The organism is Peribacillus sp. RS7 (assembly GCF_041956845.1).
Taxonomy (GTDB): Bacteria; Bacillota; Bacilli; order Bacillales; family DSM-1321; genus Peribacillus.
In genome coordinates this window covers 3,977,971-3,990,828 of the sequence record NZ_CP168135.1, presented here as the reverse complement: position 1 = coordinate 3,990,828, position 12,858 = coordinate 3,977,971, and the positions used below count along the sequence as shown (strand labels likewise).

At 38.8% G+C, this 12,858-nt stretch carries 12 protein-coding genes and 2 pseudogenes; 2 read left to right on the top strand and 12 right to left on the bottom strand.

The genetic code is table 11. The annotated features are described in order from the left end of the window. Positions 1-14 precede the first annotated feature (14 nt). The 3 genes from ACDZ29_RS20040 to ACDZ29_RS20030 form a co-directional block, all read right to left on the bottom strand. A complete protein-coding gene (locus tag ACDZ29_RS20040; RefSeq protein WP_375088441.1) occupies positions 15-851 on the bottom strand; it encodes a metallophosphoesterase in 837 nt (278 codons plus the stop codon). A gap of 190 nt (positions 852-1,041) precedes the next feature. Then, the gene (locus ACDZ29_RS20035; RefSeq protein WP_375088440.1) at positions 1,042-1,293 is read right to left on the bottom strand and encodes a DHHW family protein; all 252 of its coding nucleotides are present in this window, start codon (positions 1,291-1,293) and stop codon (positions 1,042-1,044) included. Continuing rightward, positions 1,286-1,591: a hypothetical protein gene (locus ACDZ29_RS20030; protein WP_375088439.1), complete on the bottom strand. Its 306-nt coding sequence runs from the start codon at positions 1,589-1,591 to the stop codon at positions 1,286-1,288. The genes ACDZ29_RS20035 and ACDZ29_RS20030 overlap by 8 nt, the downstream gene beginning before the upstream one ends. Positions 1,592-1,645: 54 nt before the next feature. Here ACDZ29_RS20030 and ACDZ29_RS20025 point away from each other — a divergent pair, with 54 nt between their 5' ends. Then, entirely contained in the window at positions 1,646-1,843 is a 198-nt protein-coding gene (locus ACDZ29_RS20025) for a hypothetical protein (protein ID WP_375088438.1), read from the top strand. A 45-nt stretch (positions 1,844-1,888) separates the two neighbouring features. Here ACDZ29_RS20025 and ACDZ29_RS20020 read toward each other — a convergent pair. Then, a pseudogene (locus ACDZ29_RS20020) lies at positions 1,889-2,104 on the bottom strand (SMI1/KNR4 family protein); the annotation flags it as partial. Positions 2,105-2,248: 144 nt separating this feature from the next. On the opposite strand from ACDZ29_RS20020, the pseudogene ACDZ29_RS20015 reads away from it, so the two are divergent. Continuing rightward, a pseudogene (locus ACDZ29_RS20015) lies at positions 2,249-2,809 on the top strand (IS6 family transposase); the annotation flags it as partial. Positions 2,810-3,005: 196 nt separating this feature from the next. On the opposite strand, the gene ACDZ29_RS20010 reads toward ACDZ29_RS20015, so the two are convergent. From ACDZ29_RS20010 to ACDZ29_RS19975, 8 genes are all read right to left on the bottom strand, one after another. After that, positions 3,006-3,923: an aldo/keto reductase family oxidoreductase gene (locus ACDZ29_RS20010; RefSeq protein WP_375088437.1), complete on the bottom strand. Its 918-nt coding sequence runs from the start codon at positions 3,921-3,923 to the stop codon at positions 3,006-3,008. A gap of 675 nt (positions 3,924-4,598) precedes the next feature. Further along, on the bottom strand, positions 4,599-6,098 hold the full coding sequence (gene galT, locus ACDZ29_RS20005; protein WP_375088436.1) for a UDP-glucose--hexose-1-phosphate uridylyltransferase: 1,500 nt from the start codon (positions 6,096-6,098) through the stop codon (positions 4,599-4,601). Positions 6,099-6,112: 14 nt separating this feature from the next. Continuing rightward, entirely contained in the window at positions 6,113-7,102 is a 990-nt protein-coding gene (gene galE, locus ACDZ29_RS20000) for a UDP-glucose 4-epimerase GalE (RefSeq protein ID WP_375088435.1), read from the bottom strand. Beyond that, positions 7,099-8,280, bottom strand: a complete 1,182-nt coding sequence (locus ACDZ29_RS19995) for a galactokinase (protein WP_375088434.1) — start codon at positions 8,278-8,280, stop codon at positions 7,099-7,101. Before ACDZ29_RS19995 ends, galE begins: the two co-directional genes overlap by 4 nt. A gap of 282 nt (positions 8,281-8,562) precedes the next feature. Next, entirely contained in the window at positions 8,563-9,393 is an 831-nt protein-coding gene (locus ACDZ29_RS19990; RefSeq protein WP_375088433.1) for a carbohydrate ABC transporter permease, read from the bottom strand. After that, positions 9,393-10,268, bottom strand: coding sequence for a carbohydrate ABC transporter permease (locus tag ACDZ29_RS19985; protein ID WP_289327283.1), 876 nt, complete (start codon positions 10,266-10,268; stop codon positions 9,393-9,395). Before ACDZ29_RS19985 ends, ACDZ29_RS19990 begins: the two co-directional genes overlap by 1 nt. A gap of 123 nt (positions 10,269-10,391) precedes the next feature. Further along, complete coding sequence (locus ACDZ29_RS19980; RefSeq protein ID WP_375088432.1) at positions 10,392-11,657, bottom strand: extracellular solute-binding protein; 1,266 nt, start codon at positions 11,655-11,657, stop codon at positions 10,392-10,394. Further along, the gene (locus ACDZ29_RS19975; protein WP_375088431.1) at positions 11,654-12,769 is read right to left on the bottom strand and encodes a LacI family DNA-binding transcriptional regulator; all 1,116 of its coding nucleotides are present in this window, start codon (positions 12,767-12,769) and stop codon (positions 11,654-11,656) included. The genes ACDZ29_RS19980 and ACDZ29_RS19975 overlap by 4 nt, the downstream gene beginning before the upstream one ends. Positions 12,770-12,858 lie beyond the last annotated feature (89 nt).

Genomic DNA, 12,858 nt, shown 5'->3' with positions numbered 1-12,858 from the left:
TTCGGCATTAAGTTTTACATAGCTAAGTTAAACACTGATAGCTCCGGAGGGTTCCAAAATCTCACAGCTATCTTCGTCGTGCCGATTCCTCTATTTACATACAGATATGTGTCCATCGCTAACTGATACATCCCTTTTGTGTATATCTTCGCAAAAGGGGGTGTCACCAGAGGACCAAATAACGGGACAACCACTTGCCCGCCATGACTGTGTCCCGCCAAGGCTAAATCGAAACGATCAGCCTCTATTTCGTCTACAAGATCCGGCTCATGTAGCAGTAACAATTTGGCTTCCTGGCTGTTAACACCCGCAAATGATTTTTCAATATCTGGGTGTCCAAGCATCGCATCATCCAACCCTATAATCGTTACTAACTGTCCACCGTCAAGTTCAATGACACTATTCTGATTTTTAAGTAGCTTAAATCCTGATTTTATCATAATGTCTTCATAAAACCTGACCCCGCCACCTCCGTAATCATGGTTTCCCCAAATAGCATATTTGCCATATCTACTATTTAGTTTACCCAATATGCCACTTATTTCTGACCTTCCCTCGAACTCAGATGCTACATCTATGAGATCGCCCGTAAAAGCGATGATATCAGGTTCAAGCTCGTTTATACTATCGACCAGTTTCTCTAGCTGCTGTAATGAATAATTAGGACCCAAATGCACATCTGAAAACTGAACAACACTGATAGATTCCCGACTTTCCGATGACAGCTCTACTTCAAATTCCCTTGTCACCAAGCGTTTTGGCTCTATTTTACATGCAGAAACAATGATTCCTATTACGACTATGCTTAGGATGAACAAGCATTTGATAACTCTCCAAATTACTCTTTTCAAAGTCACACTACCTCTCTTATGTATGAAGACTAACTACTACCATACATTCTCAGTGTGACAACAATGTTACAAGCAAAAACTGCCACAACCTTAAAGGCTGTGGCAGTTCGATCTTTTAAGTGTTTGTAATCTACGCATCTGCAATCAAAGACGTACATGGTTTCCTCACTTGGAATAGGCTTCTGCTTTTTCACTGTAATCCTTCAAGTGTTTTCACAATTTTCTCCGTATTAGCAGCAAATATATTATTGATGAATAATACTTCTTTTACCTCTTCTTCATTTACTAATTTCGTTAAACTACTATTGTAATATCTAGAATCCACTACATATATTTCGTCATAATGAGGTATTAAAAATGGCACAAATGCATTTCCATAAGACTCTTTTAAAACGACTAGTTTTCTCCCTTTATTACTATCATTATTTTGAATTTTAATCATTGGAAAATCTCCATGTAAAAATATAGAGTAAGCATTTAACACCATTTGCATAATCGGCATATAACGTTGAAGGTACTGCTGTATCTTCTTTCCCTTTTTCATAACGAAATACCTTGTAATCAACGGGAATCTTGTAATAATCAATAACATCTTTATTCTCTTTTAGTTTAGTATCTTGAGTTTGTGTAAATAATGTACCTGAAAAATCTTTCTTAGAATATTTTTCGTATTCATCTAATGACTTCGCTTTAAATCCTGCTTCTTTCGCATTTATCCCCTCTTTTTCAAAATGTGACACAAAAGTGATGTCTTTCCATGCTATGCTTTTAACAAACGAATAAGGAGCTGTAATATGATTAAAAAATATGCTGTCATTTTACTTGCTGGCTTAATGCTAATTGGTTGTTCTACTCAATCGAATGTAAAGGTATCTAAAGGAAAGACATCTAAAGAAGAGTCAGAACTAAAAGATCCCGCAGACTCTTTTATATACGAAGCAAACAAAACTAAGCATACACAAACAGTGATACTTGAAATCGAGTCGAAATAATATGAAAAAGAGCGACTGCATTTAATTAGCAATCGCTCTTTTAATTTACCTGGTCCTATAGTAGTTTTCAGCTGTGTAAATAGGCCAGCTCCAAAACGCTTCACCTTGTGAAATAATGTAGCGGTCTAAAAAGATTTCAAAATTAAGATTTAGAGATGAAAGCTCTGTAAACTCCAAAATATTAAGGTAATTTGGATCCCCATCCTTTAGTTTTTCTGTATCTAATATTAGATAACAATCATTCAACAGATGTGCAATCGGTTAAGATTTTGATTTGAATGGAACTGCAATGATGGTATTCCATTGGGAAAGGCCCTGCATTATTGGTCAGAAGATTCATTATTTAGTAAAATTAAAGGATATTTTCACCATTTGTATTCCACTTAAAAACCATATTAATGTCCGATTATGCGTTGGGTTCAACAGTATGGTCCTGAATTAGATGAGCGAATACGACGTCATCTTAAGCCAATCAATGATTCATGAAAAGTAGATGAAACGTATATCAAAGTAAAAGGTCAATGGATGTATCTGTATCGTGCAGTGGATTCCAAAGGAAACACGATTTATTTTTATCTCAGTAAAACAAGAAACAATAAGGCTGCAAAGCGCTTTTTCAAGAAAGCTTTACGGTCTTTTCATGTTTCTAAGCCTCGTGTCATGACGGTCGATAAGAATCCGGCTTATCCTATAGTAATTGAAGAGTTGAAAAAAGAGAAAAGCATACCTGATGGTATGCAACTTAGACAACAGAAGTACTTGAATAACATAGTGGAGCAAGATCATCGCTTTATAAAGTAGCGATTCCGTTCTATGCTAGGATTAAAAACGTTTCGAACAGCCAAACAAATCATATGTGGAGTGGAGGTGATGCATATGCTGAAAAAAGGACAACTTCAACAAGGGGTAAAGTCTGTCCAAAGTGAGATTGAATTTATACATAAATTATTTGGAGTAGCCTCATAATTCATAGATGAAAAGGATATTGAGGTTCTATGTTCCTAACAAGTCATATTTGCACCAGAACCACAAGAAATACTCTATCGGTTGTTCAACTGAAAAATAAAGCACCCTTTGTCAACAATGACTTTAGGGTGCTTTATTTTATAGGACGTGTTTTGGATTCTTTATTTACATTTGTATAAATTATAGAAAAAAGAAATTAAGGCAGTACATTACCTGCAGCACGATAGATGCCATACCACTCTTCGCGAGTAAGAAGGATATCACCTGACTTACAGCAATCCTTTAAACGGCCTTCATTCATCGTACCGATAACCGGTTGCATGTTTGCTGGATGACGCAATAACCACGCGATAGCGATGGTTGTGTTGCTTACTTCATATTTATTCGCGACTTCATCAATCTTTTGATTCAATTCAGGAAACTTGTCGTTACCTAGGAATACTCCCTCAAAGAACCCGTATTGGAAAGGGGACCATGGCTGAATGGTAATATCGTTCAGTCTACAATAATCAAGTATGCTACCATCTCTGTTCACAGCAGAATCATTTTCCATGTTCACATTAAATCCATTAGAGATCATATTTGTATTGGTAATACTTAATTGAAGTTGATTAGCAACGATTGTTTGCTTCACCGACTTCTTAAGTAATTCGATCTGCATTGGATTCTGATTGGAAACACCAAAGTGACGAACTTTTCCTGAACTTTCAAGAATATCGAAAGCCTCTGCCACTTCTTCTGGTTCAACCAAAGTATCCGGACGGTGTAGCAGCAGAATATCTAGGTAATCTGTATTTAATCTCTTTAAGCTTCCGTCAACTGATTCTAAAATATGTTCTTTTGAAAAGTCGAACATTCCTTCTCGAATACCGCACTTAGATTGCAAAAAAATCTTTTCACGAATATCATCGTTCATATGGATGGCTTCAGCAAATATTTCCTCGCATGTTCCACCCCCATAAATATCAGCATGGTCGAAGAAATTTGCACCTAATTCAAGCGCTGATTGGACAAAGTGCTCAGCCTCGGCCTTTTCCAGAGAATTAATGCGCATACAGCCGACTGAAACAACCGGCACCTCTAAAGTACTTTTTCCAAGTTTCATAGTCCGCATGATATATCCTCCTTGATTGTAATTTTGTAATTTCATATAACGCGTTTGAACTTTTCTTCCACGCTGGTGGCAAAAGTATATATATACGACAATGGAAAATTTGGCGTATGTATCCCTTATTGATTGTGACTCACAGGTACAGCGTTTTCAAGAAATTACTACGCAGTATTCAACCTTGTCCTCCATGCAGAAGGCAGTTGCTTTTTATAATTATTTAACTTTATTTTATAGAATATTTTCGTAAAGGGAATTAGTAATTATATCAATATAAGTTGGGATATTTTTATGGGCACTTTGGATATTCATTGCAACTAACTAATAACCTTATTCAACAATCGGGCGCTTTAATGAAGTAACTAAAGCCTAATTTCTCAGTGTTGAAAGCAAGAAATTGGGCTTTTTTATATTTGGATTTCCTTACCATTGTAAATCCGTATTTTCCTGATGTTACTCCTTAGCGTAGGAAAAATCGGATTTTTTATCCTGAATTTCTCTTAGCGTATGTTTTTCGCGTTTTGTTGGTAGGACCCCTTGATTGCATATTACTCCAAACTTCTGTGAAATTCCCTTCATTAATTCTCAACCCCATTGCGTTTTTATAGCTCCCATAACAGCGCGATCGGATCCATTAATCATCAGTGAGGAAGAAGGTCCCCGCTAATGGTTAGTTAAAACTTATAATGTCTCTATAAATCTCTTAAATGCCACTGCACCGTCTTCATTGCGCTTAAACACACCAGCATCTTCTAAGCAACGTAAGAATTTCTTACCTACTTCTTCCTTAACGATTCTATTTACACTCTCTTTATCGATTTTGTGACGATATTTAACCTTTAACTCTTCTGCCCAGGTCATATGATGATGGGCGATGTTATGAGAAAGGTCTATTAAAAATTTTTCTACCTCAGCAAGTTCTGATTTCAAACGTGCTGGCAACACAGCTAATCCCATCACTTCTATCAGACCGATATTTTCCTTTTTGATATGATGTACATCCTGATGCGGATGGAATATACCAAGCGGATGCTCAATGTTTGTTCGATTATTTCGAAGAACAAGATCTAATTCGTATAGATTATTTTTCTTCCTTGCAATTGGCGTAATTGTATTATGTTCTGTGTTATTAGTAAAGGCATGAATATCAACAGATCGATCGCTATAACCTTTCCACTTTTCTAAGATATATCCACCAGCTTCGACCAATGAATGGATATCCTCACTTCTCATTCGAATAACTGACATTGGCCATTTTAACACAGAAAATTTAACTTGAGGGTGGCTGTCTATATTAAAGGAAAACTCATCTTTCGCCTTGGACATAGCAAATTCATAGCGGCCGCCTTGATAGTGATCATGGGTTAAAATAGACCCGCCTACAATTGGCAAATCAGCATTAGAACCAGTAAAATAGTGGGGAAACTTTTCTACAAACAGCAGTAAACGTAAAAAAGCTTCCTTGCAAATTTTCATATCACGATGTTCTTTTGATAACAAAATGCAGTGTTCATTGTAATATACATAAGGCGAATACTGTAGAAACCATTCCTCATTCCTAAGATTAAATCGTATCATTCTATGGTTAGATCGTGCAGGATGTCCTATTCTTCCCTCAAATCCTTCATTTTCAATACAGAGCAAACATTTAGGGTAATTTGTTTTAGTACCACCATCCGCTTTTTCTTTAGCAATTTGTTTTGGATCTTTCTCCGGTTTGGATAGGTTAATCGTAATGTCCAGCTCTCCGTACTCTGTGTTTACCCTATAACTGACATTCTTATTAATTCTCTTAGTTTGAATATAATTGCTATTCTTACTTAACTCATAGAAATAGTCAGTTGCATATTCAGTTTTTTCTTCATACCTTTCATAAAAGTTATGATTAATAACAGAAGGTTTTGAAATAAAGCAGTCCATCATTTTGCTGGCTAAAATTTCTTTAGCATCCAAAAAGTCTTCGATGATTTTTTGCTCACAAGCATAAGCAATTAGGGACTCTAAAATATCTGGAATTTCTGGAATCTCTCTTTCTGATACAATGGGCTCCCCTTCGATAAAGTTGTCCATATTTAACAAGGAAAGGATTCGGTTTCTTACATATAACTCATCTTCCCGCTCGATCAGCTTCTTTTCCAGACCTTTATTAATCAGCTCTTGAATCAATTGATAAATATTCATAAACCTCTCCTTCCTTAATCCTCATACCCATTTGGGTTATGTTTATGCCAGTTCCAGGCTTCTTCTATAATCTTGTAAACTGACGTACGTTTTGGATACCACCCTAAAATCTCTTGAGCTTTTGATGAAGACGCCACCAATTTGCTTGGATCCCCAGCTCTTCTTGTCCCTATCTTTTCCGGAATCGCATGTCCTGTCACTTCCCTTACGGCATTTATAATTTCTTTTACAGAGAATCCTTGATTGTTACCTAAATTAAAAATGTCGCTTTTTCCACCATTTTGCAAATAACGAAGGGATAGAATATGAGCCTCTATTAAATCCTCAACGTGGATATAATCGCGAATACATGTGCCGTCAGGAGTATCATAATCCTCTCCAAAAATAGTAATCGACTCTCTCTTACCGAGGGGTACTTCTAATACGACAGGAATGAGATGAGTTTCCGGTGAGTGATCTTCTCCGATGGCACCATCTTCCCTGGCTCCTGCCACGTTAAAATAACGAAGGGATACATACCTCATACCGTATGCCTCACTGCACCAATGCATCATTTTTTCCATGGCTAATTTTGTTTCTCCGTACGGGCTAGTTGGGCATGTTGGCATGTCCTCTGTAATCGGAACTTGAGTTGGCTCTCCATATGTTGCAGCGGTAGAAGAGAAGACAATATGATTGACTCCAAATTCATTCATCACTTCTAATAATATTTGAGTACCGTATAAATTATTATCATAATATTTAAGAGGGATTTTTACAGATTCTCCAACTAATGAGTTCGCTGCAAAATGCATTACTCCATCAATATGTTCTTGTTCAAAAACCTCACTTAAAAAGCTTTTATCACGAATATCTCCTTTATAGAATGCAGCTTTAGGATGAATAGCTTTTTCATGGCCCGTTTGCAAATTGTCTATGACGACTACATTGAAATTTTGTTCTATTAACTGGTAAACAGCATGTGAACCAATATATCCTGCGCCTCCAAGAACTAAAATACTCATACTAATTCCTCCCCTGTGATTTCTCTCGCTCCATCTCCGATATGAGCAACATAAAAGGTTGCTTCATAACCGATCTTTTCTTTATACAAACTGCCAACATCCATAATAAACTGATCTACTTGATCAGATTTTACAATCGCTATGGCACATCCGCCAAAACCGGCCCCTGTCATTCGGGCTCCGATTACGCCTTTTTGCTGCCAGACAGCTTCTACTAATGCATCTAACTCTTTTCCCGTTACTTCATAATCATCACGTAAAGAACGATGAGAATCATTCATTAATTCTCCGAATGTATATAAGTTACCGTTTTTTAACTCTTTCAACGCTTTAATCGTCCGGCAATTTTCATAAACGACATGCTTTGCCCGTCTTCGAATCCCTTCATCCTCAATAACATTTTGATAACTGTTAAATAATTCTTCCGTTAATTCCCCAAGTGATGCAATATTTACGTGTTCCTGCAGTTTTTTAAGCGCACACTCACATTCACTTTTTCGTTTATTGTACTTAGAGTCGGCTAATTCGCGCCGCTTATTCGTATTCATAATAATGATGTGGTAATTATTTAAATCAATAGGGGCATATTCAAAAGATAACGTCTGGCAATTTAAAAGCATTCCAAATCCTTTTTTTCCCATACCAATAGCAAACTGGTCCATAATGCCGCTATTGACGCCGATAAAATGGTTTTCAACTTTCTGACCGATTTTAACTAGCTCCACTCTGTCTATAGCCAGATTCAAGAGCTCCTGCACTGCAACACCAGTGACCAATTCAATCGAAGCGGAAGAGGATAAACCTGCACCATTAGGGATATTGCCGTAAACCAATATATCTAAACCGGTCTCAATTTCATAGCCACCCTCTCTTAAAAAGCGAATCATCCCTTTCGGGTAATTAGTCCAAGAATGTTTTGGGTCATATTGTAAGTTATCCAAGTGAAGCTGAATAAGCCCTTCTTCAGGAAAATTCACTGAATATAAGCGAATAAGTTTATCGTCTCGTTTGCTTGCTAAAGCATAAGTACCAAAAGTAATGGCACATGGAAATACATGCCCGCCATTATAATCAGTGTGTTCTCCAATTAGATTAATACGACCAGGTGCAAAAAATAAACGATAGTTGTTATGTTCAAACTTCTCTTGAAATAATGCTTCTAGTTCTTGTTGTTTCATAATAATACTTTAACTCCTTCCTCTGCTTCTCCTCAGATCATTAAACGATCGCTCTTTTTTTATTTTCTATATAAATCGGCACCTCTCCATTCGAGTGGTGTGTTCTGGACATTCTGTGTCCAACCTCAAAGGTTCACCTAAGCGGCTGGCGCCAACCCCGAAAGGGAGATGTGATCCAAATCTGATAATCCAAGGAAACATTAGGTTTAGTAAGTGGGCTTGCTCAAGGTTTTCCCACAATGTTAAAAGAAAAAATCCCGGTATAAAACCGGACCTGAAGGATTATCCCTTTACACTTCCAGCCGCCAGTCCTTCGATAAAGAACCTCTGTAGGAATAGGAAGACAATAACCATCGGAAGCGACGCCATTAAAGCGGCTGCTGCAACCAGGTTAAGCTGGCTGGCATTCTGTCCAAAGAATCCTGCGAGTGCGACAGTCAATGTCTGCACACTTGAATCCTGAAGGAAGAAAATTGCAAACTGGTAGTCGTTCCAGATGTATACGGATGAGATAATCAATACTGTTGCTGTAATCGGTTTTAAGAGCGGAAATACCACTTTGAAAAATACACCAAGCGTGCTAGCGCCGTCTAGTTTTGCGGCTTCTTCCAGTTCTTTCGGAATGGTTGAACGGATAAAACCTGCATACAAGAAAATCGTCAATGGCATAAATGCCGCGACGTTGTTTAAAATCGCAACCAAATGCGTATTCATGAGTCCGATATCGACAACAAGGCGGTACAATGGAACAAGTGCTGTAAGTGGAGGGATAACCATAACCCCTACAAACAGCAAATACATGTATTTGTTTAGCTTTGTTGTTCTTCTTGCCAGTGCATATGCTGACATTGAGCCGAAAAAGATGAGAAGCACTGCAGAGAAGATTGTAATAATTGCCGTGTTTACAAATGCATTTCCGAGATTAGCTTGTTCCCAGGCGAGCGCGAAGTTTTCTGTGTCAAAGTAATCGGGAAAAGACCATTTGGATGTGAAATCGTCCGTCTTTTTTAAGGACGTCGTGATTAAAATATAAAATGGGATCAGGTGAAACGCAGTGATCAACAGCGCCAGTCCGGTCAACAGCCATTTTGTCCGTGATGAAAGTTGCCCCATTAAGCTTCAACCTCTTTTCGTTTAAAGTAGAAAAGTGCCGCCATACTGATGAATAAAATAATCAAAGCCATCAATATCCCTTGCGTTGCGGCGTATCCCGCATCCTGTCTTGAAAAATACAAGTTATACATAAATGTCGACATCGACTGAGATGCATTTCCCGGCCCGCCGTTCGTCAATGCAACGATTACATCAAACAGCTTTAATCCGCCGATAATGTTCAGTACCATATTAATTGTGATCGAAGGCATTAATAGAGGAATGGTAATGTTTTTAAACTTTTGCCAGCCAGTCGCCCCATCAATATCCGCTGCTTCAAAGTAATCTTTTGAAATGCTTTGCAAGCCAGCAAGATATATAATCATCGCAATGCCAACAAACTGGAACGTGTTAACGAATACAATTATGTAAGGATTGACCGCTGGATTGCCGAGTGCGTTAATTGGCTCTTTGCCGAAAAACATAATAATATCGTTTAACGCACCGCCCTGGAATGCAAAGAAGAAATACCAGATGTACCCCATAATAAGTGGGCTGATAATAACAGGCAAATAAATGATCGTTCTCGTAAAGGATCGTACTTTTAAATTGTGATTGAGCAATAAAGCGTATCCAAGTCCAACGATGTTTTGTAAAATCGTGCTGCCGATGCCAAAAAGCAATGTATTTTTTACTACTAGCCATGTATCAGGGTCGGCAAACATCCGCTTATATTGATCAATCCCAACGTAGTCATACGTCTGCGAGAAGCCGTTCCAGTTTGTAAATGAAATCCTGATGCCGTCCAAGAACGGATAGATAATAAACAAAAACACAATTAGTACACTTGGCAGATACATCCACCACAGTGACGATTCCCGCCGGCTTTTTTTCATTTTTCGACTCGTCGTTTTCGTTTTTTCAGATGCCTTCGTTAGCACTACAGCCATTTTTATCCATCTCCTTTTTCTAAGCGATTGGAGAAAAGGAGCTGGTGCCCGCTCCTTTTCCCGATGCTGTTATTTCCCTCTTAAACGTGTGTATTCCTGTGCCATTTTTTCAGAAACCTGTTCTGGCTTCATCGTCCCGGCAATAAGTTCTTGTCCGGTTGAACCCATTGGATCCCACATACCGCTTGGCAAATACTCGCGATCAAAGTAAGGATGAATCTGTGTTCCTTTATATTGTTTATAAAATTCCGCAAAGTAGTTGTCTGCTTCTACATTTGTCAACGCTGATGGAAGAGACGTACCTTCCGCGAACTTTTTCGCTACTTCCGGCTGGGCAATATACTTGATAAATTGCTTTGCTTCTTCGAGATGCTCCGATTTTTTCGATACAGCAAGCGTCAGTCGTTCGCCCCCGATCCAGCTTGGTGAATCGCCTGGATGAATAGCCGGAACCGGCATTGTGCCAACTTTCACTTCCGGATTCAGCCCCGTTACTTCACGGCCAATCGAACCGTTCAGCATCGTAAACGCAATTTTATTTTGTGCCATCAATTCAGGCCCCTGTGTTACCTGGGCTGTCAGCACGTCTTTATTCAGCAGTCCTTTATCATTCATTTCTTTCAGCTTTTCAGGAAGATACGTGTAGTTGGACCAGTCAAAGGAACCGTCCAAAAGCTCTTTTTTATAGCTGTCTTCTTTATCGGTGATAAGGAGAGGCGTTGAAAATTGATCAAAATATTGGCCAAATTGGCTTTTATCTGATCCGCCCAACCAAAATGGAACCACTTCTCCATTGCTTTTTTCTTTAACGGCTTCGAGTGCCGCCATGAATTCATCGAATGTTGACGGTGCTTCAATGCCATATTCATCTAACAAGGTTTTGTTGTATGACAATCCATCCAGAGCCTGGTTAATTGGATAGGCGTGAAGTTTTCCTTCATCGTCCGTCAAAATAGGCTTCATCGCCGGATCCAAGTTTGCTGCCCATTCCATATCACCTAAATCTTCAGTGTATTCCCCATACCGGCTTTTTGCCCATCCGTGCGTATCAAATAAGTCCGGCATATCGTCCGCTGCCATTTTAACGCGTGCAAGGTCTTCATAACCGTCCCCCGGGTATGTATCTTCAATATCAATATTTGGATTTTCTTTCTCGAAATCCGCTACGATTTCTTTAAAAGTATCCATGTCCGCTTTTACCGTTGCCGTGGACATGAGTGTTAATTTAACTTGACCGCCGCTTTCTCCTCCGCCATCCACGCTGTTATTTCCACAGGCTGTCAGTGCCATAATTGCTGATAAAGAAAGTACAGATAATGACATTCGTTTTTTCATGGATTTCCCTCCGATTGTAAATGAATATCTTTTAGTGAATGATTTTCTGCCCGCTTCTTTTGCTTTACACCGCAGCTTTCCCGGACAATTAAAGTGGTTGGAACCATAATCTTTACGGGCATTTCCCGGCCTTCTAGCCTATCAAGCATCATTTTGACGCCAAACCGCCCCATTTCTTCTGTAGGGATTTTCACAGTTGTCAGCGGCGGTGTTGTAAATTGGGCCATTTCGATATCGTTAAAACTGACGATTGCTACATCTTCCGGGACCCGGATATTTGCCTCCTGGAGCGCTCTTATGGCACCAATCGCCATAGAGTCACTCGCGATAAAAAATGCTTCTGGCAAGCTGCCCTTTTCAACCGCTTCTTTCATTAAATCGTAGCCGGACTGAATTGAATATTCTTTTACAAACAGCAAATCCGGATCATAGGCATTTCGCTGCTTCATTTTGCTTTCATAAACGGATTTGCGCGCATCAGGTGTATAAATCTTCTTCAATGCCTGTGCATCTTCAACGGATATTCGTTCTGTCCCTCCAATATAGCCAATTCGCTTGTACCCATAATCTCCCAAATGTTCCATCGCCAAGCTGGCTGCTTTTTCATAATCAAAGATGATTGAATCGAATTGATCTTTATGCGCGTCTTGGTTAATAAGAACAATATTGCGGTTATATTCGTAAATTGATTCAAGAATATGAGCATCTATCCGTCCAACAACAACCAATCCGTCCAGTTCTGAAAGTTCTTCTTTTGCTTTGACCATATGCTGAAGGCGAATTAACTTTAACGAAGTGATTCCCCTGTCAGCACTTTCTTTTTCAATGCCTTCCCTAATGGACTGCCAGTAAGGATCTCTTGCTTCTTCCTCTTGTGACTGAAGCAGTACCATTCCAATTTTTATATCTTCTGTTTTAACTGCTTCTTTTTGATGGACCTGATTTTGCATGCGCCTGCTTTTGACCGTCTGGTAATTTAACTCTCTGGCCATCTGGAAAACTTTTTTTTTAGTTTCTGGTGAAGCAGAAAGTGTTTCATCATGATTTAAGACTCGCGACACAGTGGCAGCGGATAAATTCGTTAGCTTGGCAATATCTTTTATTGTTGCCATAAGACTTCCCTCATTTTTAGTAAAATTTACTGAATAAAATGAGTGTAGCACGGAAAGTTAGCGCTTACAATAATATCTACTGAATATTC